The 25,645-nt window shown below is 70.6% G+C and carries 18 protein-coding genes; 7 read left to right on the top strand and 11 right to left on the bottom strand.

Features of this window, described 5'->3' with window-relative positions:
- Nucleotides 1-43: 43 nt before the first annotated feature.
- A complete protein-coding gene (locus KBO27_RS15705) occupies nucleotides 44-1,633 on the bottom strand; it encodes an L-lactate permease (protein WP_210970740.1) in 1,590 nt (529 codons plus the stop codon).
- 110 nt (nucleotides 1,634-1,743) lie between these two features.
- A complete protein-coding gene (locus KBO27_RS15700) occupies nucleotides 1,744-2,316 on the bottom strand; it encodes a TetR/AcrR family transcriptional regulator (RefSeq protein WP_210970739.1) in 573 nt (190 codons plus the stop codon).
- A gap of 163 nt (nucleotides 2,317-2,479) precedes the next feature.
- Here KBO27_RS15700 and KBO27_RS15695 point away from each other — a divergent pair, with 163 nt between their 5' ends.
- Both KBO27_RS15695 and KBO27_RS15690 read left to right on the top strand, forming a co-directional pair.
- Complete coding sequence (locus KBO27_RS15695; protein WP_210970738.1) at nucleotides 2,480-3,070, top strand: hypothetical protein; 591 nt, start codon at nucleotides 2,480-2,482, stop codon at nucleotides 3,068-3,070.
- 228 nt (nucleotides 3,071-3,298) lie between these two features.
- The gene (locus tag KBO27_RS15690) at nucleotides 3,299-4,189 is read left to right on the top strand and encodes an MIP/aquaporin family protein (RefSeq protein WP_210970737.1); all 891 of its coding nucleotides are present in this window, start codon (nucleotides 3,299-3,301) and stop codon (nucleotides 4,187-4,189) included.
- A 7-nt stretch (nucleotides 4,190-4,196) separates the two neighbouring features.
- Here the strand turns inward: KBO27_RS15690 and KBO27_RS15685 are convergent, their stop codons facing one another.
- Together KBO27_RS15685 and KBO27_RS15680 are read right to left on the bottom strand one after the other, a co-directional pair.
- Nucleotides 4,197-4,865 (bottom strand): response regulator, encoded by a 669-nt coding sequence (locus KBO27_RS15685; RefSeq protein WP_210970736.1) that lies wholly within the window; start codon nucleotides 4,863-4,865, stop codon nucleotides 4,197-4,199.
- On the bottom strand, nucleotides 4,862-6,469 hold the full coding sequence (locus KBO27_RS15680) for a sensor histidine kinase (protein WP_246537428.1): 1,608 nt from the start codon (nucleotides 6,467-6,469) through the stop codon (nucleotides 4,862-4,864). The genes KBO27_RS15685 and KBO27_RS15680 overlap by 4 nt, the downstream gene beginning before the upstream one ends.
- A gap of 164 nt (nucleotides 6,470-6,633) precedes the next feature.
- Here KBO27_RS15680 and KBO27_RS15675 point away from each other — a divergent pair, with 164 nt between their 5' ends.
- Nucleotides 6,634-7,983, top strand: a complete 1,350-nt coding sequence (locus KBO27_RS15675; protein WP_210970735.1) for a CitMHS family transporter — start codon at nucleotides 6,634-6,636, stop codon at nucleotides 7,981-7,983.
- Between the two features lie 66 nt (nucleotides 7,984-8,049).
- On the opposite strand, the gene KBO27_RS15670 is transcribed toward KBO27_RS15675, so the two are convergent.
- A complete protein-coding gene (locus tag KBO27_RS15670) occupies nucleotides 8,050-8,850 on the bottom strand; it encodes a LuxR C-terminal-related transcriptional regulator (RefSeq protein WP_210970734.1) in 801 nt (266 codons plus the stop codon).
- Between the two features lie 140 nt (nucleotides 8,851-8,990).
- Between KBO27_RS15670 and KBO27_RS15665 the strand changes: the two genes are divergently transcribed.
- Nucleotides 8,991-10,679: an AMP-binding protein gene (locus tag KBO27_RS15665; RefSeq protein ID WP_210970981.1), complete on the top strand. Its 1,689-nt coding sequence runs from the start codon at nucleotides 8,991-8,993 to the stop codon at nucleotides 10,677-10,679.
- Nucleotides 10,680-10,729: 50 nt separating this feature from the next.
- On the opposite strand, the gene KBO27_RS34580 is transcribed toward KBO27_RS15665, so the two are convergent.
- From KBO27_RS34580 to KBO27_RS15645, 4 genes are all read right to left on the bottom strand, one after another.
- Nucleotides 10,730-11,380 (bottom strand): GPR1/FUN34/YaaH family transporter, encoded by a 651-nt coding sequence (locus KBO27_RS34580; protein WP_307870432.1) that lies wholly within the window; start codon nucleotides 11,378-11,380, stop codon nucleotides 10,730-10,732.
- 500 nt (nucleotides 11,381-11,880) lie between these two features.
- Complete coding sequence (locus tag KBO27_RS15655) at nucleotides 11,881-12,858, bottom strand: glutathione S-transferase family protein (protein WP_210970732.1); 978 nt, start codon at nucleotides 12,856-12,858, stop codon at nucleotides 11,881-11,883.
- 108 nt (nucleotides 12,859-12,966) lie between these two features.
- Nucleotides 12,967-14,265: an MFS transporter gene (locus KBO27_RS15650; protein ID WP_210970731.1), complete on the bottom strand. Its 1,299-nt coding sequence runs from the start codon at nucleotides 14,263-14,265 to the stop codon at nucleotides 12,967-12,969.
- A 2-nt stretch (nucleotides 14,266-14,267) separates the two neighbouring features.
- Entirely contained in the window at nucleotides 14,268-15,437 is a 1,170-nt protein-coding gene (locus KBO27_RS15645; protein ID WP_246537427.1) for a M20 metallopeptidase family protein, read from the bottom strand.
- A 151-nt stretch (nucleotides 15,438-15,588) separates the two neighbouring features.
- On the opposite strand from KBO27_RS15645, the gene KBO27_RS15640 reads away from it, so the two are divergent.
- Entirely contained in the window at nucleotides 15,589-16,611 is a 1,023-nt protein-coding gene (locus KBO27_RS15640) for an Lrp/AsnC family transcriptional regulator (protein WP_210970729.1), read from the top strand.
- A gap of 123 nt (nucleotides 16,612-16,734) precedes the next feature.
- The gene (locus KBO27_RS15635; RefSeq protein ID WP_210970728.1) at nucleotides 16,735-17,292 is read left to right on the top strand and encodes a snapalysin family zinc-dependent metalloprotease; all 558 of its coding nucleotides are present in this window, start codon (nucleotides 16,735-16,737) and stop codon (nucleotides 17,290-17,292) included.
- A gap of 6 nt (nucleotides 17,293-17,298) precedes the next feature.
- Here the strand turns inward: KBO27_RS15635 and KBO27_RS15630 are convergent, their stop codons facing one another.
- Together KBO27_RS15630 and KBO27_RS15625 are read right to left on the bottom strand one after the other, a co-directional pair.
- Complete coding sequence (locus tag KBO27_RS15630; protein ID WP_210970727.1) at nucleotides 17,299-18,627, bottom strand: M1 family metallopeptidase; 1,329 nt, start codon at nucleotides 18,625-18,627, stop codon at nucleotides 17,299-17,301.
- Nucleotides 18,624-22,517 carry a Pls/PosA family non-ribosomal peptide synthetase gene (locus tag KBO27_RS15625; protein ID WP_210970726.1) on the bottom strand — a complete coding sequence of 1,298 codons (3,894 nt, stop codon included), beginning with the start codon at nucleotides 22,515-22,517 and terminating at the stop codon, nucleotides 18,624-18,626. Before KBO27_RS15625 ends, KBO27_RS15630 begins: the two co-directional genes overlap by 4 nt.
- A 316-nt stretch (nucleotides 22,518-22,833) precedes the next feature.
- On the opposite strand from KBO27_RS15625, the gene KBO27_RS15620 reads away from it, so the two are divergent.
- On the top strand, nucleotides 22,834-25,644 hold the full coding sequence (locus KBO27_RS15620) for a PQQ-dependent sugar dehydrogenase (RefSeq protein ID WP_210970725.1): 2,811 nt from the start codon (nucleotides 22,834-22,836) through the stop codon (nucleotides 25,642-25,644).
- The last annotated feature ends 1 nt before the right edge of the window (nucleotide 25,645 follow it).

Raw genomic sequence — 25,645 nt, 5'->3', positions numbered from 1 at the left:
TCCCCCGCGGGACCTCGCGGGGGAACCTCCACACAGGACGGAACTAGGGCACCATCCAGCCCAGGACGGGTAGTGACTGCAGGTAGGCCAGGGCGCACATCAGGACCAGGAAGATCAGGCTCCAGGGCAGGACTCTGCGGAAGATGTCGCCCTCCCGGCCGGACATGCCGACCGCGCCCGCGGCGATGGCGAGGTTCTGCGGCGAGATCATCTTGCCCAGGACTCCGCCGGAGCCGTTCGAGGCGGCGGCCAGCGTCGGATCCATGCCCACCTGGTTGGCCGCGGAGACCTGCAGCGCTCCGAACAGCGAGTTCGACGAGGTGTCGGACCCGGTGACCGCCGTGCCCAGCCACCCGAGCACCGGCGAGATCAGCGCGAACACCCCACCGGCTCCGGCCATCCAGGTGCCCAGCGTGGCGGTCTGGCCGGAGGCGTTCATGACGTAGGCGATGGCGAGCACCGACATCACGGTGACGATCGGCCACTTCAACTGGGCGTAGGTGGCCAGGTAGCGCTCGCCCGCGCGGCCCGGGGCGATGCCGATGGCGGGGATGCTCAGCAGTCCGGCGATGAGCAGGAGGCTGCCCGCGCTGGTGAGCCAGTTGAACTTGAACTCGGTCAGCGACAGCTCGTCGCCGCCGGCGTCGGTGATGTGCAGGCCCGGCCAGTCGAACTTCACCGTCACGGCGTCGAGAACGTCGTTGACGAAGCCGATCTGGGCGACGACGAACACCGCGATGATGATCAGGTACGGCAGGTACGCGCGCACGACCTCACCGCGGGAGTCGACCTCGGTGCTCGCCTCGGCCTCCAGGCCACCGCGCGGCGTCCACACCTTCAGCAGCAGGACCGTCGCGCCCGCGGCGACGAGCGAGGCGACGATGTCGGCCAGCGGCACGGAGATGTAGTTGGCGGAGACGAACTGCGCGAGGCCGAAGGTGATGCCGCACGTCAGCGTCGCGGGCAAGGTCTGCCGGACGCCCTTGCGGCCGTCGAGGATGCCGACCAGCACGATCGGCACGAACACCGCCAGCAGCGGGGTCTGCCGACCGGTCATCGCACCCAGTTCCTCCAGCGGCAGGTCGGTGACGCTGGCGAGGGTGACCAACGGCGACGCCAGGGCACCGAAGGCGACCGGGGCGGTGTTGGCGACCAGGGCCACGACGGCTGAGGTGATCGGCGAGAATCCCAGCGCCAGCAGCATCACCGTGGTGATCGCGACCGGTGTGCCGAACCCGGCCAGGGCTTCCAGCAGGGCGCCGAAGCAGAAGGCGATGATCACCGCCTGGATCCGCCGGTCACCGCTGACCCGCGAGAACGACCGCTGCAGGACGTCGAAATGCCCTGTCGTGACGGTCATGTTGTAGACCCAGATCGCGTTGATGACGATCCACAGGATCGGGAAGAACCCGAACGCGGCACCCAGCGACGCCGACAGCAGGGCCGGGACGACCGGCATCGGATAGACCAGCACCGCGACGGCCAAGGCGACGACCAGTGCGATGAGCGAGGCCTTCCACGCCGCCATCCGGACGATGCCCAGCAGGACGAACAGCACCAGCAGCGGAAGCGCGGCGGCGAGCGCGCTCAACCCCAGCGAACCGAGCAGCGGATCCAGGACCTGTTCGTACACAGCCACTCCCTCGGGGCGTCGAACCGTTCCGGCGCAACATAACGGTCCGTTCGCCCGGAGGAAGTCACACGACTACAACGAACCCGGCGACACCACCCGAAGAAAATGGTTCAGGTGCCCGATTTCTCCCCACTTCGGAAGATGAGGAGACCTTCGACCCCGCGCAGGAACGTCTCGCAGATGGGCTGCGGATCGCTCAGGCAGCCCGCGGTCATGGCGCCGTCCCGCAGCATCACGAAGTGCCGGGCGGCGGGTTCGGGGTCGATCTTGCCGATCCCGGAGAAGAGCTCGGTCATCGTCTCCAGGAACCACTGCCGATGCGCGAGCACGGCCAGGTGGACCGGGTGGCTCGGGTCGGGGTACTCGGCCGCGGCGTTGAGGAAGGCGCAGCCTCGGAAACCCGGGTTCTGGATGTCGCCGGTGATGGTCCGCCCCAGGGTTCGGACGGCGTCAGCCGAGGTGCGCTCGGCGGCGCGCGCCTCGTCCGTCCGCGCGCGGAACGCCTCGTCGGCCTGCGTCAGGTAGGCGACGAGGAGGTCGTCCTTGCTCGGAAAGTGCCGGTAGAGCGTGGCGCGGGTGACCTGCGCGTGCGCGATGACGCGATCGACGCCCACCGCGTGCAGGCCTTCGGCGTAGAACAGCTCGGTGGCCGCGTTGAGCAGGCGAGCTCGCGCCTCCGACATCCGTCCCCCGTTCGATCATCCGGCTGACCTGGTTCGAGGCTAGCAGATAGAACGATCGGTCTTGACAATCCGCTCCGGCCGCAGCACGCTTCAGGTGTACCGATCGTTCTATCTACTTGTTCGGGTGGAGTCGTCCACCCGCTCCTCCGAGGGGATCGACCTGATGACACGTCCTGCGGAAGCGACCCACGTCGACGGCACCGGCACGCGCCCGGAGCCGGGCAGCGGCGCGACGTCGCTGCGAACGCTCTACTTCGTCCGCTTCGGATTCGCCGTGGCGTGGGCGGTTCTCACGGTGGTGGTGGCCAAGACGCTCAGCCCGGGAGCCGTCGCGCTGCTGGTGATCTACCCGCTGTTCGACGTCGCGGCGGCCGTGGTCGACTTCCGCTCCTCCGGCACCACCCGCCCGAAAGCGCCGCTGTACCTCAACATGGGCTTGAGCCTGCTCGCCGCGATCGGCCTCGCCTTCGCCGCCACCTCCGGCATCCCCGGCGTGCTGCGGGTCTGGGGCCTGTGGGCGATCACCGCCGGCATGGTCCAGCTGATCGTCGCGGTCCTGCGCCGTCGGCTCGGCGGTCAGTGGGCGATGATCCTCAGCGGCGGCATCTCCGTCCTCGCCGGCGTCAGCTTCCTCCTCATGGCCGGCAAGCCGAACCCCTCGCTCACCGCCATCGCGGGCTACGCGACGCTCGGTGGCATCTTCTTCCTCATCTCCGCGATCCGCCTGCATCAGGCGGCCAGGCGCACCCGGTGACCGCCCGGGGTCTTCGACCGTCCTCGATCGACGGACCCCGGCCGGATTTCCACTGCGGAGCAGGGGGAATCGCGCTGTCGCTGAACGCTTGTACGACCACTCCCCTGTGACGACGGGGATGCGTCGGGCAGGATTGAGCCCTACGCTGCTGGGTGAGGTCCGTCCCGACGGGCAAGGTGGCGACGCCGATGGTGTTCGCTCGCGCGTCGCCCGCGTGATGGAGAACCGATGGCTGAGCTGAAACAACGCCGCCCCGGTTACGGCAAGGGGCTCACCGGCGAACTGCTGGCGGAGTTCCTGGGAACCTTCGTGCTGATTCTGCTGGGCTGCGCGTCCGTCGCAGTCGCCGTCGCAGGGCTACCGGGGTCCGGACGGCAATCTGATTCCTTCGGTGCCGCGAACTGGCTCATCGTCGCCTTCGGCTGGGGATTCGCCGTGGTGTTCGGGGTCTACGTCGCGGGCGGGGTGTCCGGCGCGCACATCAACCCGGCGGTGACGCTGGCGTTCGCGGTGCGGCGGGCCTTCCCCTGGGTGAAGGTCGTGCCCTACATGCTGGCCCAGCTCGTGGGCGCGTTCGCGGCCGCCGCGGTGGTGTACTCCGTGTACAGCTGGGCTATCGACGCGTTCAACGCGAAAGCCGGTGTGCCGCGTACCGAATCGCTGGACACCTTCGCGATCTTCGCGACGTTCCCGGCCGAGTACTTCGGCGGGTCGTGGTGGGGCCCGCTGCTGGATCAGATCGTGGGAACGGCTGTTCTGGTCCTGCTGATCTTCGCGTTGATCGACGCGCGCAACAGCGCTCCGGCGGCCAACCTCGGACCGTTCCTGATCGGCATGGTGGTGACCACCATCGGTTTGACGTTCGGCCCCAACGCGGGCTACGCGATCAACCCGGCACGTGACTTCGGCCCGCGGTTGTGGACGTTCCTCACCGGATGGGGTGAGCTCGCCCTCCCTGGGACCCACGAGTGGTTCAGCTTCTACTTCTGGATCCCGATCGTCGGCCCGCTCATCGGGGCGGTGGTCGGCGCCGTGGTGTACGACCTGTTCATCGGCCAGGTCGTCGCGGCCCGCACGAGCGCGCCGGAACCCGGCCGAGCGGGCGACACGTCGTCGTGAACAAGTCCTAACGAGCACCGGGGATCGGTTCGTACTGGTGCTCCGGACGGCCGCTCGCGCCGTATCGGAGGGTCATGATCGCCTGACCCTCCTGGGTGAGGGAGGCGAGGTAGCGCTGCGCTGTAGCGCGGGAAATGCCGAGTTCGTCGGCGATTTCGGCGGCGGAACGGGCCCGCCCGTCGTTGCGCAGCGCATCGAGGACGAGTTGCGTGGTCAGCGACGAGCGCCCCTTCGGGGCCGCAGGCCGGTCGCCCTCGCGCAGCAGCCGGAGGGCGCGGTCGATCTCCTCCTGGTCGATGGCGCCGCCGGTCACCGGCAGCCGCGAGTGGTAGCGGGCGAAGGCGTTGAGCCGGTCGGCGAGCTGTTCGGCCGTGAACGGCTTGATGAGGTAGTTCAGCGCTCCGGCGGCGAAAGCCGCGCGCACCGTCGCCGGATCGGTGGCGGCGGTGAGCATGATGGCGTCGGTCTCGAGCTCGGCGAGCAGCGCGATCCCGTCGTGGTCGGGCAGGTAGTTGTCGAGCAGCACCAGGTCGGGGTTCTGCTCGTCGATCAGCTCGCGCGCCTGCGCCGCCGTGTGGGCGATGCCCAGCACGCGGAACCCCGAGACCCGATCGGTGAACTCGGCGTGCACCTGCGCCACCCGGAAATCGTCGTCCACCACGACCACGCCGATCACGACTTCGCCTCCTCGCTCGCTGGGGAACCGTCTTCGAGCGCGCCCGGCAGCTCCGCCACGAACAGCGCGCCGGACTCCTCGCCGGGGCCGGCGACGCGCACGTCGCCGCCGAGGCTGCGCGCCGCCTGCCTGCACAGCGCGAGCCCGAGCCCGTTGCCGCCGGACGACTTCGAGGAGACGCCTTCGACGAAGATCTCCTCGCGCAACTCCTCCGGAACACCATCACCGCTGTCAACAACGGACACGTGCAGCGTGGTCCCGTCGGCCAGCAGGTCCACTTCCACGCGCGGCCGGGCAGCACCCACCCGCGCGGCATCGATGGCGTTGTCGACCAGGTTGCCGACCACGGTCATCACCTCCACCGGTGCGCGCAGCGGCGAGGGGACCCAGCTCGTCTCGGCCAGTTCGAGCTCGACGCCCTTCTCCAGCGCCACCGACTTCTTCGCGGACAGGAACGACACCAGGTAGGGGTCGCGCACCGCTTCGGCGGCCGGTCCCAGGCCGGTGACCTGCCCGTGGGTGAGCGCCTGCACGTAGTCGACGGCTTCCTCATGCCGCCCGGTCTGCAGCAGCCCGGACAGGGTGTGCAGGCGGTTGGTGAACTCGTGTCGCTGCGCGCGCAGCGTGTTGGTCGTGCTCCGCACGTTGTCGAGCTCGCGGTTCAGCGACTCCAGGTCGGTGCGGTCGCGCAGGGTGAGCACGCTGCCGAGCTCGACGCCTCCGCGCTGCACCGGCCGGTGGTGGGCGACCAGGACCCGGTCGCCGGACAGCGCGATCAGGTTGTCGGCCTGGCGACCGCTGAGCAGCAGCTCCCGCAGCCGTGGCGGGATGTCCAGCGCGGTCGTCGGCGTGCCGACCTCCAGAGTCGTGCCGAGCAGCTTCTCGGCCTCGCCGTTGCGGACCGAGACATCGCCGGTGGCGTCGACGGCGAGCACGCCCTCCCCGATCCCGTAGAGCACGGCTTCGCGCTGGCGGACCAGCTCGGCGAGCTCCTCCGGTTCGAGCCCGAGGGTGCGCCGCTTGAGCAGGCGGGTCAGCCACGCGGCACCGGCGATCCCGACCAGCAGGGCACCGCCGGTGAACGCCGCGGTGGTGCCGATCAGCCGCAGCAGCGCGGTGTTGATGTCCTCGGCGTCGAACCCGACGCTGACCTGGCCGATGACGCCGCCGTCGGGTCCGCGCAGCGGGACCTTGCCGCGCGCGGAGAGCCCGAGGGTGCCGCGCTGCACGTTCACGATCTCGTGGCCGGCGAGGACCTGGCGCGGATCGGTGCTGACCGGCTCGCCGATCTCGTCGGGGTTGGGGTGCGACATGCGGATGCCGTGGCGATCGGTGACGACCACGAACAGCGCCCCGGACGCCGCCCGCGCCCGGTCGGCCTGCGCGCGCACCCCGGGCTGGTCGCCGCGCGCCACCGCGCCCGCCAGGTCGGTGTCGGTGGCCAGCACCTGGGCTGCGGTGAGGGCGCGCTGGCCGTACTGGTCGACGAGGTGGCGGTCGAGCAGCGACGCGACGAGGAAGAACCCGATCGTGGTGACCAGGGTGATCAGACCGATCTGCATGAGCAGTGCTTGTCGCGCGAACCGCATCGGGCGGTGGGGCATGTCCCGACGATACGTCGTGAGCAAAACGCGCAGAACGTTCTCAACGCGAGATATGCGGACAACATCGACAAATCTCGTCAGAGCGACGTAGCTCACCTACGGTTCCCCGGAACGCAACGGCGCTGCAAGTGGGACCACCGGAGGTCCGCAGGGAGGAGGACGCGTTGATCGCGCTACTCGGCTTGAGCATGGTGACGGTTTTCCTCTACTTGGTGATGAGCAAGCGGCTCTCACCGATGGTCTCGCTGATCGCGGTCCCGATACTCTTCGCCGTCATCGGCGGCTTCGCCCCGGACCTCGGCGACATGATCACCGACGGCATCAAGTCGGTCGCCCCGACGGCGGCGATGCTGCTGTTCGCGATCCTCTACTTCGGGATCATGATCGACGCCGGGCTGTTCGACCCGATCGCGCGCGGCGTGGTCAAGCTGACCCGCAACGACCCGCTGCGCCTGATCATGGGCACGGTCGCCCTGGTGGCGCTGGTGTCGTTGGACGGCGACGGCACGACCACGTTCATGATCACGGTCTCGGCGCTGCTGCCGATCTACCGCAGGCTGGGCGTCAGCCCGGTGCTGATGACGGGCCTGGCGTGCTTGACCAACGCGATCCTCAACGTGGTGCCGTGGGGCGGTCCCGCCGCCCGCGCCGCGAGCGCGCTGCGCCTGGACCCGCAGGAGCTGTTCGTGCCGATGATCCCGGCGCTGGCCGCCGGACTGGTCACCGTCTTCGCCCTCGCCTACGTCCTGGGCCTGCGGGAGCGCGCCAGGCTGCGCACCGCCGCCCCGGCTCTGGTCGGCGCGGGTGGTCCCCCGGCCGGCGGCTCGGATGACGCGACGTCCTTCGACGGCGGCTCGGCGGACTTCGACGTGCTCGCCCCGGACCGCGAATCGCTGCGCCCGAAGCTGTACTGGTTCAACGCCGGTCTGACGATCGCGCTGCTGACCGCCCTGATCATCGGCGTGCTGCCGATCTCGGTGCTGTTCATGATCGGCTGCGCCCTGGCGCTGCTCGTCAACTACCCGCGGCTGGAGCAGCAGCGCGACCGCATCGCCTCGCACGCCGACAGCGTGGTCGCCGTGGTCGCCATGGTGTTCGCCGCGGCGGTGTTCACCGGAGTCCTCTCCGGCACCGGCATGATCGAGCAGATGGCGCAGTACCTGCTCACGGCGCTGCCCGACGGCCTGTTCCCGTTCTTCAGCATCATCGTCGCGGTGCTGAGCGTGCCGTTCACGTTCTTCATGAGCAACGACGCGTTCTACTTCGGCGTCATGCCGATCCTCGCCGAAGCCGGTGCCCAGCACGGGATCGGCGCGATGGAGATCGCACGGGCTTCCCTGCTCGGCCAGCCCATCCACATGCTCAGCCCGCTGGTCCCGGCGATGTACGTCCTCATCGGACTGGCCAAGGTCGACCTCGGCGACCACCACCGCTTCGCGATCAAGTGGGCCCTCCTCGTCTGCGCGATCGTCATCACCACAGGCCTCGGCATCGGCCTCATCAACATCCACTGACCGGCCCCCCACACCTCCGCCCTCGACGGCCCCTGCCGTCGAGGGCGGAGGTGTGCGGCGGGTGGTCTACAGCAGTCCTGCGAGGCGGGCTTCGTGTACTGCTGCTGTGCGGTTGCGGACCGCGAGCTTGCGGGTGGCGTTGCGGAGGTAGGTCTTGACCGTCTGCGGGCTCAGGCCGAGGCGGGCGGCGATCTCCACGTTGGACGCTCCGATCTCGACGAGGCGGAGCGCTTCGATCTCGCGGGGCGCGAGGGTCACGTCGCTCGTCGTGGTCGGTGGCGTGCTCCCGCGGAGCCGCTGGTGGATCCGGCGCAGGCGGGCGCGCATGGCCTCGTCGCCGGTCTCCTCGATGACGGCAGCGAGTTCCGCGAGTGGGTCGGGTTCGTGGAGCTCCGGGTCCGGGCGCAGCCGGTCCTCGACGTCCCGGGACAGCTGCGCGGTGACGACCTCCGCCGTGCGCAGCGCGCGGTCGCCGACCGGGCGGTGGTCGCGGGCCGCGCCGTAGAGGACGCCGCACACCGCGTCGCCGACCGTGATGGGCAGGGCGAACACCGAGGTGAGGCGTTCCTGCCGGACGACGATCGGGTCGTACTCGTGGGTGATGTCGGAGGTGCGGGCGTAGTCGTTGACGCGGTGCGCCGCGCGGTCGCGCAGCACCCGGCCGCCGAGACCGCTCCCCGGGCGCACCTCCAACCCGCGCAGCCCCGACCCGATGGTTCCCTTCATGCGGCCGATCACCAGCCGCTGCGGGGTCGCCGACGTGCTGCCGCCGAACACCACGGGGATGCCCGTCGACCGGGAAAGCCAGTTCAGTCGTTCCGGGAGGAGCCGGTCGATCCAACCGGCCGCTCTGACGTCTTCGTCCATGTGCGCTCCCTCACCACGTCATCTGGGTGAATACCCCGCACCGGCCGCTCCGCGCTACCCCCGTGAGTGGGTATTCGATCCTCCGGTGGTCGGTGCACCCTCGTCCCGACAGCGTCGTCCGATCGAAGGGGATGCGGCACATGGACGTCACCGGCGCCTACCGAGAAAGCCGTGACCAGCTCTTGGCGCTGCGCGGCGAGCACCCGCGCGCCGTCGCCGAGTTCCGCTGGCCGGAGCTGGGCGAGCGGTTCAACTGGGCGACCGACTGGTTCGACGCGATCGCGCGCGGCAATGACCGCCCGGCTCTGGTGATCGTCGAGGAGGACGGGTCCGAGCTGCGGCGCAGCTTCGACGACATGGCCACCGCCTCCGACCGCCTCGCCGGCTGGCTGGCTGACCAGGGCGTGCGCCGCGGTGACCCGGTGGTGCTCATGCTCGGCAACCAGGTCGAGCTGTGGGAATCGATGCTGGCGATCATGAAGCTGGGTGCGGTGATCGTGCCGACCACCACCGCCGTCGGTCCGGCCGAGCTGGTCGACCGGATCCTCCGCAGCGGGGCCGAGCACGTCATCGCCAACGCCGCCGACACCGTCAAGTTCACCGACGTGCCCGGTGACTACGGGCGGATCAGCGTCGGCGCGGCCGACGGGTGGGTGAACCTGCGCGAAGCGCAAGCGTCCCCCGCCACGCCGCTGCCCCACCCCGGGACCGCGCCCGGCGATCCCTTGCTCTACTACTTCACCTCGGGCACGACCTCGCGGCCGAAGCTCGTCGAGCACACCCAGACCTCCTACCCGGTCGGGCACCTGACCACCATGTACTTCCTCGGTCTGCGGCCCGGCGACGTGCACCTCAACATCTCCTCGCCCGGTTGGGCCAAGCACGCGTGGTCGTCGTTCTTCGCGCCCTGGATCGCCGAGGCCACGATCCTGGTCTGCAACTACGGCCGCTTCGACCCCGCGATGCTGCTCGGCCGGCTGCGGAGCTGGGACGTCTCGACGTTCTGCGCGCCGCCGACCGTGTGGCGGATGCTCATCAACTCCGACCTCGGCGAACGCCCCGAGGCGCTGCGCGAGGTGATCGGCGCGGGTGAGCCGCTCAACCCCGAGGTCATCGACCAGGTCCAGCGCGCGTGGGACCTGACGCTGCGCGATGGCTTCGGGCAGACCGAGACCACCGCGCAGGTCGCCAACACGCCCGGATCGCAGATCCGCCCCGGCTCGATGGGCCGCGCGCTGCCCGGTGTCCCGGTGGTGCTGGTCGACCCGGCGACTGGCCGGCCGGTCGCCGGCACCGGCGAGGGCGAGATCTGCCTCGACCTCGCGCAGCACCCGCTGCCGCTGATGACCGGCTACCGCGACGACGCCGAGCGCAACGACACCGCGATGGGCGGCGGTTACTACCACACCGGTGACGTGGCGACGATCGACGCGGACGGCTACATCACCTACGTCGGGCGCACCGACGACGTCTTCAAGGCCAGCGACTACAAGATCAGCCCGTTCGAGCTCGAATCGGTCCTGATCGAGCACCCCGCGGTCGCGGAGGCCGCCGTGGTTCCCGCGCCCGACCCGGTCCGGCTCGCCGTGCCGAAGGCCTACGTCGCGCTGGCTCCCGGGCACGAACCGGACAAGACCACGGCGTTCGAGATCCTCAAGTACGCGCGCGAACATCTCGCGCCCTACCAGCGGGTTCGCCGGCTGGAGTTCTTCGAGCTGCCCAAGACGATCTCCGGCAAGATCCGCCGCGTCGAACTGCGCGCCCGCGAGGAGGACTCGGGCCCGCGCGACGAGTGGCGCGACGACCAGTTCCCCGAACTGCGCTCCTGAGACGGATTCGAGCGCGGAGGTGGTCGACAACCACCTCCGCGCTTGAGGTTTCAGGAACGCAGTACCGGCTTTCCCAGCGGCAGCCCGCGACCACCCGTCGCCTCCGACATCACGTGGAGGAACAGGTAGCAGCCCAGCGCCGCGAAGGTGAAGACCACGAAGCCGCCCACCGCCTTCAGCTGCGCCGAGTCCTGGACGGTCGCGACCAGCACGAGCACCAGCGCCGCGGCGATCAGCGCGAACAGCACCGTGTAGGCGGCCGGGAGCCGCAGCGTCGCCAGCGCCAGCAGCGCGACCGTGACCGCCCACGACGTCAGGAACAGCGCCTGCGTGGCCGTGGCACTGCCGTCGGGAACCCCGAACCAGCCGTGGGTCAACCCGAGCACCAAAAGCCCGTAGCTGAGCCAGAAACCCGAGAACGTGCCGAAGATCGAGGCGACCGCGCTCTGCCCGATCGCCGCCGCCCACAACGCCGCGACGAGCTGACCGGTTCCGGTGGCGGCGAGGATGATCGCCACGGGCGCTCCTACCGCTTCCGGCGGGACGAAGCCCACCAAGGTCATTCCGAGGGCGATCGAACCCACGACGAACGTGGGCACTCCGATCAGCGCGGGATCACCGGCCAGCGGCCCCGGTACGGGCTCCGGCTTCCGGTGCGTGGTTCGGTCCTGGTCCGTTGTCACTGCGTCCGATGCCGTCACGATCCGCTCCTTCGCGGTGTCCGGTGCGCGTTCCCGCACCGCCGCGGCAGGATCGACCTCGCCGACGCCGAGCGGACGGCGAACTCCCCCACCGCGGTGCGCCCGGCGACGAAAGCCCCCGGGATTTCCCGTTTCTGCAGGTGGAGGTGAACATGCCACGCCCGCGACCGCCCGGGCAATGCGGTGGGAACGAACGGATCCCGATCCGGCACGGAGGGATTCCCAACAGCCCCGAACGGCAAGCGCCTCACGCAGTGCCGGAACCCCCGAGGCGAATCCGGCCCCGAAGACGACCAGTCCAGTCAGACCCCGAACCCGGAAAACCCCCGTAACCACGCACCGGAAAACCGCCGTAATCCGGACACGGAAAACCGCCGTAATCGGACACCCGAAAACGGCCGTAATCCGGACACGGAAAACGGTCGTCATCGGGGTGCGTGGGGGGCGGGAGCTCCGCGTTCCCGCGGGGCACGTGTTCGTGCTTCGCGGGAGCGCGGCGATCACGCGATGGTGGGGACTCGTTCGGTTTCCGGGGGTGGGCCTGGTGGGGTGCCGTTGCCGAAGGGGTGGCCGCCGAGCTTGTCCCGGCCGTGGGGTTGCAGGAGGCCGGTGAGGTCGGGGCCGGCGGGGATGATGCCGGTCGGGTTCACGTTGCGGTGCACCACGTAGTAGTGCTCCTTGATCTGCGGGAAGTGGATCGTGTCGCCGAAACCCGGGGTCTGGAACAGGTCTCGCGTGTAGTCCCGCAGCACCGGCATCTCGGTGATCTTGTGCCGGTTGCACTTGAAGTGCCCGTGGTAGACGGCGTCGAAGCGCACCAGGGTCGGGAACAGGTGCACGTCGGCCTCGGTGATCGTGTCGCCGACCAGGTACCGCTGACCGGAAAGCCGTTCGGCGAGCAGGTCCAGCGCCTCGAACAGCTCGTGGAAGGCCTTGTCGTGCGCCTCCTGGCTCTGGGCGAAGCCGGTCTTGTAGACCCCGTTGTTGACCTTGAACACCAGATCGCCGACCTCGTCGATCTCGGCGCGCAGGTCCTGCGGGTACAGCTCGGGCGCTCCCGGCCGGTGGTGCTCGCGCCACTCGGTGGAGAAGTCGAGGGTGATCTGCGGGAAGTCGTTGGTGACGACCTGGCCGGTGGGGATGTCGACGATCGCGGGCACCGTGATGCCCTTCGCGTAGTCCGGGTCGCGTGCCAGGAACGCCTCGCGCAGCCGCTCGATACCCAGCACCGGGTCACGGCCGCCCGGGTCGAGGTCGAACTGCCAGCTGCGCTCGTCGTGGGTGGGCCCGGCGATGCCCATCGACAGCACCGGTTCCAGGCCGAGCAGCCGCCGCACGATGACCGCCCGGTTCGCCCAGGGACACGCCCTGGCCACCACCAGGCGGTACCGACCGGGTTCGACCGGGTAGCCGTCTCGCCCGTCGGCGGTGATCCGCGTGGCGATGTAGTTCATGTCCCGTTTGAATTCACCAGCCATGCCCTCGATCGTCCACCGAGAGGCCGGTCCCCGCCAAACGCCCGCGCCGGAACGCGCGACGGGACTTCCGCGGGTGCGGCCCGGAACGGGCCGAGCCGCACCCCGGCGTCATCGGGCGGGCACCTCCTCGGCGACCTCGGCGCGAGCGGGTTTGGTGGAGGTGTCGGCCAGCGCGAACGCCGCCAGCACCGACACCGCGGCCACCGCGATCAGGTAGTAGGCCGGCGACATCGGGTTCCCGGTGGTCTCTACCAGCGTCGAGAGGATCAGCGGCGTCGAACCGCCGAAGATCGACACCGCCGCGCTGTAGGCCAGCGACAGACCGCTGTAGCGCACCTCGGTCGGGAACGCCTCGGCGATCGCCGTGGAGATCGCCGCCAGGCTCGGCGCCATCAGCAGTCCCAGCAGCACGTAGGCGAGGACGATCAGCGCGAACGAGCCGGACAGGATGAGCTGGTACATCGGGATGGCCAGCACCATCAGCGCCATCGGCGTGGCGATCAGGAACGGCTTGCGCCGCCCGATCCGGTCGGCCAGCAGCGCCCACGCCGGGCAGGTCAGCAGCAGCGCGGAGATGCCCACCATCATCGCGATGAACATGTCGGCCTGCGCGATGCCGAGGTTCTTCACCAGGAACGCGGGCCAGAACGCCTGGACCATGTAGGTGCAGGTGGTGCCGGAGATGATCAGACCGATCACCTTGAGCACGTTCGGCCAGTGCTTCCGCAGCGTGATCATCAGCGGTGCACCGCTGTCCTCGGGGGACGAGGCCTGGAACTCCGGGGTCTCGTCCAGGCGCAGCCGCAGGTACAGGCCGATCGCGCCGAGCGGCAGCGTCACCAGGAACGGCACCCGCCAGCCCCAGTCGGTCAACGCCTCGGGCGTGAGCGCCATCGACAGCAGCGCGCCGATCACGGTGGCCACCAGCGTCGCCGCGAACTGGGTGAACATCTGCCAGCTGCCGTAGAACGTGCGTCGGTGCGCAGGCGCGTACTCGACCATGAACGCGGTGGCGCCACCGAACTCACCACCGGCCGAGAAGCCCTGCACGACGCGGGCGACCACCAGCAGGATCGGCGCGGCCAGGCCGATGCCGTCGTAGTTGGGCAGCAGTCCGATGACGAAGGTCGCCGCCGACATCCCGATGATGGAGATCGACAGCGTGGTGCGCCTGCCCATCCGGTCGCCGAAGTGGCCGAAGATCAGCGCGCCCAGCGGGCGCAGCACGAACGACACGCCGAAGGCGGCGAAGGTGGAGATCAGGCTGTGGCTTCCCGGGAAGAAGTTCGCCGCGATGGCCGCGGCGAAGAACCCGTAGAGCCCGAACTCGAACCATTCGATGAAGTTGCCGATGGACGCCGCGAGGACCGCCTTGCGGCGCACCGGCGCTGGCACGGATGCGGTCATGATCAATTCTCCACGTGGGTTCTGGTCAGGGCGAGTTCGGCGTAGAGGGTGGCTCCGTCGGCGAGCACCGCGTCGTCGAACACCGCGGTCGGCGAGTGGTTGTAGTCGGCGGTGTCCGGGTCGAGGCCGTCGGGAACCGCGCCGAGGCCGACGAACCCGCCGGGCACCTCGTCGAGCACCCGCGAGAAGTCCTCCGACCCCGACAGCGGGTTGGGCAGGGTCTGGTGCCGCTCGCTGCCGAAGAGCTCGTGGATGGTGCGGTCGACGAACGCGGTCTCCTCGACGTCGGTCCGGGTGGGCGGGTAACCCTGCCGGTACTCGACCTCGACGTCCACCCCGTGCGCGGCGGCGACCGCGCGCACCACGGCTTCCGAACGCTCCCGCATCCGCTCGCGCGACTCCGGCGAGAACGTGCGCACGGTGGCGCCGAAGGTCGCCGACTCCGGGATGACGTTGACGGCGTTGCCCGCGCGCAGCGAGCCGACGCTGAGCACCACCGGGTCGAACATGTCGAACTGCCGGGTCACCATCGTCTGCAGCGAGGTGATCATCTCGCTGATCGCGGCGACCGGGTCCTGCGTGCGGTGCGGAGCCGAGCCGTGCCCGCCGGATCCGTGCACCGACACGTGCAGCTCGTCGGAGGCCGACAGCATCGTGCCGGGCCGGGTGACGAAGCGGCCCTGCGGCGCGTCCGAGGAGAACACGTGGAGCCCGTAGGCCGCGTCCACGCGGCGGCCGGAGGCCTCCAGCACGCCTTCCTCGACCATGATCCGCGCGCCGTCGTAGCCCTCCTCCCCCGGCTGGAACATCAGCACCACGTCGCCGCCCAGCCGGTCGCGGTGCGCGCACAGCAGGCGGGCCGCGCCGATGAGCATCGTGGTGTGCAGGTCGTGACCGCAGGCGTGCATGGTGTCGCCGGTCTGCGAGGCGAAGTCGAGCCCGGTGCGCTCCCGCACCGGCAGCCCGTCCATGTCACCGCGCAGCAGCACGGTGGATCCACCACCGCCGCCGCGCAGCACCGCGGTCACCGAGCTCACGTCCCGCCCGGTGCTGATCTCCAGCGGCAGGCCGTCCAGGGCCGCCAGCACCCGTTCCTGGGTGCGGGGCAGCTGCAGCCCGACCTCGGGTTCGCGGTGGAACTCGTGACGCAGCGCGATCAGATCGTCGCGCATCGCCAGAGCGTCCTCGTGCACACTCAACTGCTACCTCCGGAAGTGACCTGCTTCATAACGACTCCAGGGCGCGTCAGTGTGCGATGTCGACTCGGCCCGACGTGGAGAATCGCAGGATTCGTGCGCAACGGACTTCTAGACGAGGTGATTCGTGCATCCCAGCGCCCCGGAACTGGCGGAAGAGGACCTGGCGCTGATCCACGCGCTGCAGATCGCACCGCGGGTCAGCTGGGCGGAAGCCGCCCGCGTGCTCGGCTCGTCCCCGACCGCGCTGGCCGCCCGCTGGGAGCGGTTGCGGGCGGCGGGACTGGCGTGGCTGACGGTGCACTCGGGCGAGCAGTCGCGCGACGTGGTGGCCTTCGTCGACCTGCGGGTCGAACCGTCCTGGCGGACCGAGGCCATCGAGCGCATCGCCCGCGATCCGCGAGCGGCCTCGGTGGAGGAGACCGCGGACGGCCGCGACCTGGTGCTGACGGTGATCGTCCCGGACTACGACTCGCTGGCGGCGTTCACCCTCGACGACCTGCCGACGACTCCGGGAGTGCGGGCGGTGGACACGCACGTGGTCACCAAGGTGCACCGGCAGGGCGCGGACTGGCGGCTCGACGCCCTCGCCCCCGACCAGCAGGCGGCGCTGCGCGAGGCCGCCCGGCACGCCAAGAGCCCGGTCGGCGGCCGCATCCCGGACTCCTACTGGCCGGTGGTGCAGCGCTTGGCGCACGACGGCAGGCAGAACGCCGCCGAGATCGCCCGCGCGCTGGGCCGCGACCCGGCGACGGTGCGCAGGCAGGTCGCCCGCCTGCTGGCCACCGACGCCCTGGCGTTCCGCTGCGAGGTCGCGGGGTTGCGCACCCGATGGCCGATCGTGTGCACGTGGTTCGCGCAGGTGCCGATGACCGAGCTGGACCACACGGTCCGCTCGCTGTCGACGCTGCCCGAGCTCCGGCTGCTGGTGTCCACCGCCGGGCAGTCGAACCTGATGTTCCTGCTGTGGGCGAGGTCGGCGGGCGATCTCATGCGCATCGAGCGGCTGGTCAACGAGAAGTTGCCGTCGCTGCGGCTGTCGGAGTCCGTCCTGACGCTGCGCACGCGCAAGCGGATGGGCTGGCTGCTCGACCGGCACGGGCGCGCTACCGGAGAGGTCGTGCTCCCCCACTCGTTGCTGCCGCGATGATTTCACATCTGGTGACCGTGATGGCGGTTATCCGCCACTGTCCGTATCGGTCCGTGACTCCTGCCTAGCCTCCGGTCGTGTTGATCGTGTCCACGTGAACGACCGCCCACAGGAGGAGTCGACATGTCCAGGTTCTCGATGACGACCGCGATCGCCGGCGCGGCGACGGCGTTGCTGCTGGTGGCAGGCGCGCCGTTGGCCGGTGCGGTCACCAGCGACGCCGCCGAGCCCCGCATCGTCACCTACGACGCCAGCCAGGCCGAGGAGTTCCAGGCGGCCATCGACGAGGCGGCCGAGACCTGGAACGGCCAGGTCGCCAACGTCAAGCTGGAGAAGGCCACCGACGGCCAGGCCGACCTGACCGTCCTCGCCGACGACGGCTGGCCGCGCGCCCAGACCGAGTCGCTCGGCGTGGGCACGGTGTGGATGGGGCGCGAAGCCGTCAACGAGGGGCACCACATCCCGCGCATCGCCACCCACGAGATCGGCCACATCCTCGGGCTCCCCGACGACCGCACCGGGATCTGCGAAGACCTGATGTCGGGCGCCAGCGCCGGGACCGACTGCCAGAACACCCTCCCCAACCCGACCGAGAAGGCCCAGGTCGACGAGAACTTCGCGCAGGGCGTCGTGATCGCGCCGCAGCTGTTCACCGAAGCCCCGGCCCTCGCCGGGAAGTGACGGCTCTCAGCCGGGCAGCGCCGGTAGTTCCGGCTGGTCCAGCCACGCGGTGAACAGCGGGTCCAGGTCGCGGTTCGCGTGCTCGGCGGCCAGGGACGTGAAGTCCTCGGTGGTCGCGGTGCCGTGCCGGTGCTCGGCCGCCCAGCGCCGCAGCAGCGCGAAGAACGGCTCGTCGCCGATCTCGTGCCGGAGCGCGTGCAGGGTCAGCGCACCGCGCTTGTAGACCTGCGGGTCGAACATGCTGGATACGCCCGGGTCGCCGATGCGGAGATCGGCGGCGACCTGGGCGTGCCAGTCCGCGGCGTGCTCCTGCGCCGACGGGCCGCCCGAGCGCTCCGACCACAGCCACTCGGCGTAGGTCGCGAAGCCCTCGTTGAGCCAGATGTGCCGCCAGTCCGCGATGGTGACGCTGTTGCCGAACCACTGGTGGGCGAGCTCGTGCGCCACGAGCCGTTCGTGGGTGCGCTGCCCGTCGACGTGGTTGGCGCCGAAGATCGACATGCCCTGCGCTTCGACGGGGTCTTCGAGCTCGTCGTCGGTGACCACCACGACGTACTCGCCGAACGGGTAGGGGCCGAACAGCTCGCGGAAGCAGTCCATGATCTGGCCGTGCCGGCCGAAGTCGACCGCGAAGTCCTCCTTCAGCCGCGCGGGGATCGCCGCCCGCTGCGGGACTTCGCCACCGGCCAGCTCCACGTCGGTGTAGGGACCGACCTGGACGCTCATCAGGTACGTCGAGGTCGGTTCCGGCCGCTCGAAGACGTGCGTCGTGGTGCTGCCGCGCCGCTGCTGCGACACCAGGTTCCCCGTCACCTGCACCGAGAACGGCGAGTCGGCGGTGAACGAGACCCGGTACGCGGCCTTGTCGGACGGGTGGTCGTTGCAGGGGAACCACGACGGCGCCCCGATGGGCTGCGCGGCGACCATCGAGCCCTCGGTGAGCTCCTCCCACCCGATCTCGCCCCAGCGGCCCGCGATCGGGTGGGGCGTGCCCGAATACCGGACCTCCACGCGGAATTCGGCGTTCTCGCCGAGGGGGCTCTGCGGCCTGATGCGCAACTTCCCGCCGCTGTGGGTGAACTTCGCGGGCTTGCCGTCCACGAGCACCCGCCGGACCCGCAGGTCGGCGAGGTCGAGGCTGAACCGCAACAGCGCCTGCGTCGCGGTGGCCGAGATCCGCGCGGTGCCGCTGAGCCGGTTGGGCCCCACCTGGTAGTCCAGGTCGAGGTCGTAGTGCTCGACGCGGTATCCGCCGTTGCCGTGCTCGGGCAGGTAGGGGTCGGCGGACCGGTCCGCCCCTGGTGACGGAGCGCTCGTGCTCGGCCCAGAACTCACCGGTTGCGTCCCCTCTGCCAGTTCGTGATCGGGTTCCCGAGCCAGCGCGTGCCCGCGGGCACCTCGTCGCCGCGGGTGACCAGCGAGCCCGGTCCGATGGTGGTGTCGGCGCCGATGCTCGCGCCGGGCAGCACGATTCCGTGCGGGCCCAGGGTAGCGCCGGGATCCAGCCGCACCTCGTCGAGCCGCATGACCCTGTCGTGGAACAGGTGGGTCTGCACGACGCAGCCGCGGTTGACAGTCGAGCCCGCCCCGAGCCGCACCAGGTCCGCTTCGGGCAGCCAGTAGGTCTCCAGCCACACGCCGCGGCCGATCTTCGCGCCCATGCTCCGCTGCCACATCGTCAGCAGCGGTGTTCCGGTGGCCGACCCGATCAGCCACGGCACCGCCAGCACCTCGACGAACATGTCGGCCAGCTCGGTGCGCCACACGAAGGAGCACCACAGCGGGCGTTCCCCGGCCCGGTAGCGGCCGACGAGCAGCCACTTCACCGCGGTCGCCACGAGGCAGGCCAGCAGCCCGGCGGCCAGCATGACCGGTCCGGCGAGCAGCGCCGCGCCCAGCAGCCCCACTTCGGCGTGCAGGTGCGCCAGCGCCGCCAGCACCAGCACCGACAACCCGACGCTGAGCACGACCGGCACGAACCGGAACAGCTCGACGACGGCGCGGGCGAGCTTGAGGCGCAGCGGTGGCGCGAAGGTGCGGCTGCGGTCGCCCCGATCGACCGACCTGCGCAACGGCATCGGCGGCATTCCCAGGTACGACGAGCCCTTCTTGGCCTTGCGCGGGGTCGACGACAGCACGCCGACCAGACCGCGCTTGGGCACCCGGCGGCCCGCCGCGGTCATGCCGGAGTTGCCCAGGAACGCCTGCTTGCCGATGCGCGCCGGGGCCACGTGCAGCCAACCTCCACCGAGGTCGTAGGTGGCGACCATGGTGTCGTCGGCGAGGAACGCGCCGTCGGCGACGTTGGTCATCTTCGGCAGCGCGAGCACGGTGGAGGCTTCGACGTCGCGGCCGACCTTGGCGCCGAGCAGCCGCAGCCACACCGGGGTGATCAGGCTGGCGTACAGCGGGAACAGCCCGACCCGCGCCATGTCCATCAGCCGCTCGGTGGCCCACACCTGCCAGGCCACGCGCCCGTGGACCGGGTGGAACCCCTCGTGCATGCCGATGCTCAGCGCGCGGACGCAGATCACCACCAGCAGCGCGTAGCCGAGGAAGTAGGTCGCGCTCGCCAGCGGTACCACCGGCGCGGCGCGCAGCAGCGCCGAGCTCAGATCGGGCGAGCCGGAGATCGCGCGGGCGAGCAGCAGGACGCCGGGCACCGCGGCCACCGCCGGGACCAGTCCGAGCAGCATCGAGGCGAGCCCGTACATCGCGACCCAGCGCCGCGAGCGCGGCGGGCGGCTGGACGGCCAGGTCAGCGCGGACTTGCTCACCTTGCTCGCCGGTGAACCGGACCACCGCTGCCCTGCCGGGACCGAGCCGTGCACCGTGGAGCCCGCCGCGATCTCGGCGCGCTTGCCGATGCGCGCGCCGGGCAGCAGCGTGCTGCGCGCGCCGACGCGCGCGCCCGCGCCGATCCGGATCTTGCCGATGTGCACCCGGTCGCCGTCGACCCAGTGGCCGGAGAGGTCCACCTCGGGTTCGACGGCCGCTCCCCTGCCGATCTTGAGCATGCCGGTGATCGGCGGCGGCGAGTGCAGGTCGACGTCGTCGGCGACCTGGGCGCCCAGCGCCCGCGCGTAGAACGACGTCCAGGACGCGCCGGAAACGCCCGTGGCGCCGGAGAACTCGGCGAGCTGCTGCGCGGTCCACAGTCTCAAGTGGACGCTCCCGCCGCGCGGGTAGCTGCCCGGCCGCACGCCGTCGAGCAGGAACCGGGCGCCGACTGCGGAGATCGTGATGCGACCGGCGGGCGTGAACAGCACCAGCCACGCCGCCGCGATCCCCCACCAGGGCACCGTCGGCAGGAAGCTCACCGAGCCCGCCCAGGTCAGCACGTTGCTGATCGCCGCGAGCGCGGTCAGCCACCGCAGTCCCGCCAGCGAGAGCATCGGGATCATGATGAGCAGTTGCAGCAGGCCGGTCCGGCGCGGTGTCGGGGCGACCTCGCGCTGGGAGTTGCCGGTGTCGGCGTCGAGCGCGTCGAGGTGCGCGGCGAGTCCGCCGAGCGTGGGCTCCTGGTAGATGTCGGCGACGGAGACCTGCGGATGGCGCAGCCGGATGCGGGCGATGAGCTGGGCTGCGGTCAGGCTGCCGCCGCCGTGCGCGAAGAAGTCCGCGCCCGGGTCGGAGACCTCGACGCCGAGGATCTCCGCCCAGCCCTCCGCGAGCCACGACTCGGTGCCCGACAGCGCCGAGGTCTCCCCCGGGCCTGCGGTGGGCAGCGGCCAGGGCAGGGCCGCGCGGTCGACCTTGCCGGAGGTGCGGGTGGGCAGGTCGTCGATGATCGCCAGCAGCGGCACCAGCGCGGCGGGCAGGCGTTCCTGCAGCTGCCGCACGGAGCTGTCGTGGTCGAAGTCCTCGCTGCTCGGCACGACGTAGCCGACCAGCACCTGGTTCCCCGCCGCGGTGGTCTGCACCGCCGCCGCGGCTCCCGCCACGTCGGGCAGGGCGGCCAGGGCGGCGTCGACCTCGCCGAGCTCGATGCGCCGTCCTCCGAGCTTGACCTGCTCGTCGGCGCGGCCGACGAACACCAGGCCCTCGGGTTCGGCGCGCACCACGTCGCCGCTGCGGTAGGCGCGGGACCAGCCCAGCGACGGCAGCGGCGCGAACTTCTCGGCGTCCTTGTCGGCGTCGAGGTAGCGGGCGAGACCGACGCCGCCGATCACGAGCTCACCGGTGCCTCCCATCGCGAGCGGGCCGCCCTCGTCGTCGACGACCGCGAGGTTCCAGCCCGCCAGCGGCAGCCCGATCCGGACCTCGTCGTCGCCGCTGAGCCTGGCCGCGGAGGCGACCACGGTCGCCTCGGTGGGCCCGTAGGTGTTCCAGACCTCGCGGCCCTCGACGTCGAGCCGTTCGGCGAGCTCCTGCGAGCACGCCTCCCCGCCGAGGATGAGCAGCCGGATCTCCTCCAGCGCCTCGACCGGCCACAACGCGGCCAGGGTCGGCACGGTGGACACGACGGTGATGCGCTGCGCGACCAGCCAGGGACCGAGGTCGACGCCGGTGCGCACGAGAGCGCGCGGCGCGGGCACCAGGCATCCGCCGTGCCGCCACGCCAGCCACATCTCCTCGCACGAGGCGTCGAAGGCCACCGACAGCCCGGCCAGCACCCGGTCGCCCGGGCCGATGGGCTCCTCGGTGAGGAACAGGCGGGCCTCGGCGTCGACGAACGCGGCGGCCGAGGCGTGGCTGACCGCGACGCCCTTGGGCTTGCCGGTCGAGCCGGAGGTGAAGATGATCCACGCGTCGTCGGACGGAGTGGGATCGCCGGTCTTCCCGCCGGGGGTGCGGCGCAGCCGCAGCTCACCACCGGTGCTCAGCACCGCGCACACGTCGGCCTCGGTGAAGACCAGCTCGACGCGGTCCTCGGGATCGTCGGCGTCGACGGGCACGTAGGCGGCACCGGCCGCGAGCACGCCCAGGATCGAGACGTAGAGCTCCGCGGTCCCCGACGCGATGTGGATCCCGACCCGGTCACCGGCACCGATGCCGGACTCGGCGAGTCGTCGGCGCACGGCGTCGACCTGGCCGGTCAGCCGGCGGTAGGTCAGCGCGGTCGTGCCGTCGTCGATCGCGGGCGCGTCGGGGTGCCGCTCGGCGGTGGTGGTGAGGACGTCGATCAGGGTGCGCTGGTCCGGCGCGAAACCCGACCAGTACACGGCACTGGTCGTGGACCCGGGGATGTCGTCGAGGGATTCGTGCGCCGTCGTCAGCGTCACCGAGGCCGCCGTTCGGCCGGCGGCACGGCTGGGGAACTGCGAACAGGACCTGAACCCACGGCGTCTGTCTCCTGTCGTCAGAGCGCGTACTCCGGATGACGCACGCGCAGCAGACCGACCAGCCTACGATCTCCGGGAGATCAATGCCCGCTCCAACCCCTGTTCACGTGCTGGTGCTCACAGCGAACAGGTGTTCTGCAACGCGCCGTGACGGCGCTTTCCCACCGCGGGTTCAGGGCCTTTGGCCCCTGGTTCACCCGCGCCGGAGGGGTCATGGTCACCAGGGGCTTTCTCGGTCTTCCTGGGGTGGGCATTCATGATCAACGGAACACGATCGGCTGCGAGCGCGCTGCTGTGCGTCCTCGCGATGGCCGCCGGGCTGATGACGGCGACAGCGCCTCCCGAAGCCGCCGCCGCTCCCGTGCTGCCGCCCGGATTCGTGTTCCGCGACCAGCCGAGCGGGCAGGCCGCGTTCGACCTGACGGACTTCACCTTCCTGCCGGACAACAGCGCGCTCAGCACCGGCAAGCAGGGCAAGGTCGCCTGGGTGTCCCCTGGCGGGAAGGTCAACACGCTGGCGACGCTGCCGGTGGACACCGCGCAGGACCTCGGGCTGGTCGGCGTCGCCGCCGCGCCCGACTACGAGGCGTCCCGGCAGATCTACCTCGCCCGCGCCGTGCCCGACGCCGCCGACGGCTACCTCCTGCGGCTCTCCCGCTGGACGGTCGAGGGCAGCCCGGAACCGACCCGGATCGTCGACGAGCGGGTGATCTTCGAGACCAAGAGCTTCTCCGACGTGCACGCCATCACCGGCATCATCGCCGCGCCGGACGGCACGCTGTGGGTGTCCATCGGTGACCTGGCCAGCTACCGGTTCACCGACGCCGCGGCGTTCCAGACCTTCAACCTGGACTCGCCCGCGGGCAAGATCGTGCACATCACGCCGGACGGCCGAGGGGTGGCGAGCAACCCCTTCTACCAGTCGTCGAACCCGTCGTCGTGGCGCAGCCGCGTCTACGCCAGCGGTTTCCGCAGCCCCTTCCGGCTCTCGATCGACCCGTCCACCGGGACTCCGATCGTCGGCGACGTCGGCTACGGGACGTGGGAAGAGGTCGACTTCGTGCGCCCTGGCCAGAACTACAAGTGGCCGTGCTGGGAGGGCAACCACCCGGCTCCCGGGTACGCCGACCGGCCGGAGTGCGCCAACGTCGCCAACACGCCCCCGGTGTGGGAGTACCACCACGGCAGCGGCGTCGACGAGGGCAACAGCGTCACCGGCGGCATCATCTACCAGGGCGAGAGCTACCCGGAGGCCTACCGGGGCGCGTACTTCTTCGGCGACTACAGCCAGCGCAAGCTCTGGACGCTGCGGCTCGATGCCCAGGGCGCGCTGGTGCAGCGACCGCAGAGCCCACCGCTGGGAACCGACATCGGCGGTCCGGTGAAGTTCGAGGCGGCGCCCAACGGCGACGTCGTCTACGCCGACATCTACAGCGGATCGCTGCGCAGGCTCAGCTACTCCGCGGCCAACAACCCGCCGGTCGCCGCGGCCACCACGACGAGCGATCCGGCCACCCGCACGGTCACCTTCGACGGTTCGGGCTCGATGGACTTCGACGGCGACGCCCTGCGCTACGACTGGGACTTCGGCGACGGCACCACCGCGACGGGGGTGCGCGCCACGCACACCTACGCGCCGGGAACCGAGCGGTTCACCGCGAAGCTGACGGTGCGGGACCCGCTCGGCGCCTCCGACCAGGTCGACGTCGTGGTCGTCCCCTCCAACCACTCGCCGGAGCTGACGCTGACACCGCCCGCGCAGGCGGACTTCGCGGTCGACGACCCGATCAGCCTCTCGGCCGACGCCACCGACGTCGAGAACGGCCCGCTGGAGGTGACGTGGACGAGCTCGGTCGTGCACTGCGCCGAGGAGACGACCTGCCACGACCACCCAGGACCCGGCGCGCAGGGCCCGGTGTTCGACACCGCGTTCACCGCGCACCCGGACGCGCGGATGACGTTCACCGCCACCGCGACCGATTCCGAGGGCGTGTCGTCGTCGAAGACCTACACCGCGCTGCCCCGCGAGCACCTGCTGACCCTCACCAGCAACATCCCCGCGGTGCTGCAGATCCCCACCGAAGGCGGGGCCAGCTCGGCGATGGTCACCGAGGGTGCGGAGCTCGACGTGCTGGCAGCCGAAACGGCCACCGACGGCGGGTCGACGTTCACGAGGTGGACCGACGGGCCGACCGCGCGCTCCAGGCTCGTCACGATGGGGCCCGCCGACGCGACCTTCAACGCCGAGTACCGGTCCGCGATCGACCAGCGGTACGACTCCGATCCCGGGCTGCGCACGCTCCTGGGCGCGCCGACGGGACCGGAGATCACCGACGGCCCGGTGCACTACCGGACCTACCAGAACGGCAGGCTGTACTGGAGCTCGGGAACCGGGGTGCACGAGGTGCACGGCGGCAACCTGGCCAAGTACCTCGAACGCGGCGGGCACGCCTCCTTCGGGGCTCCGACCACCGATGAGACGGCCACACCCGACCAGGTCGGCCGGTACAACCACTTCGCGCTGGGCGCGTCGATCTACTGGACGCCGCAGACCGCGTCGCACGCGGTGTGGGGTTCGATCCGCGAGCAGTGGAGCAGGCTCGGCTGGGAAACCGGCCCCATCGGCTACCCCACCACCGACGAGACGGCCACGCCCGACCGGATCGGCCGCTTCAACCACTTCAGCAAGGCGTCCTCGATCTACTGGACGCCCCAGACGGGAGCGCACGGCATCTGGGGCGCGATCCGCGACAGGTGGAGCCGGATCGGTTGGGAGACGGGGCCTGTCGGCTACCCCACCACCGACGAGTCGATCACGCCGGACCAGGTGGGGCGCTACAACCACTTCAGCAAGGCCGGCTCGATCTACTGGTCGCCGCCGACCGGTGCGCACGAGGTGTACGGCCGGATCCGCGAGCGGTGGGTGGCGCTGGGCTGGGAGCGCTCGTACCTGGGTTATCCGACGACCGGCGAGTTCTCGGTCTCCGGGGGCAGGCAGAACAACTTCCAGCACGGCTTCATCCGCTGGATCGCGAGCAACAACTCGGTCATCGACAGGCGGTACTGAC

The sequence above is a fragment of the Saccharopolyspora endophytica genome (assembly GCF_018070075.1).
Lineage (GTDB): Bacteria > Actinomycetota > Actinomycetes > Mycobacteriales > Pseudonocardiaceae > Saccharopolyspora > Saccharopolyspora endophytica.
The sequence above is the reverse complement of the archived record's forward strand: the minus strand, read 5'-3'. Positions and strand labels throughout refer to the sequence as shown.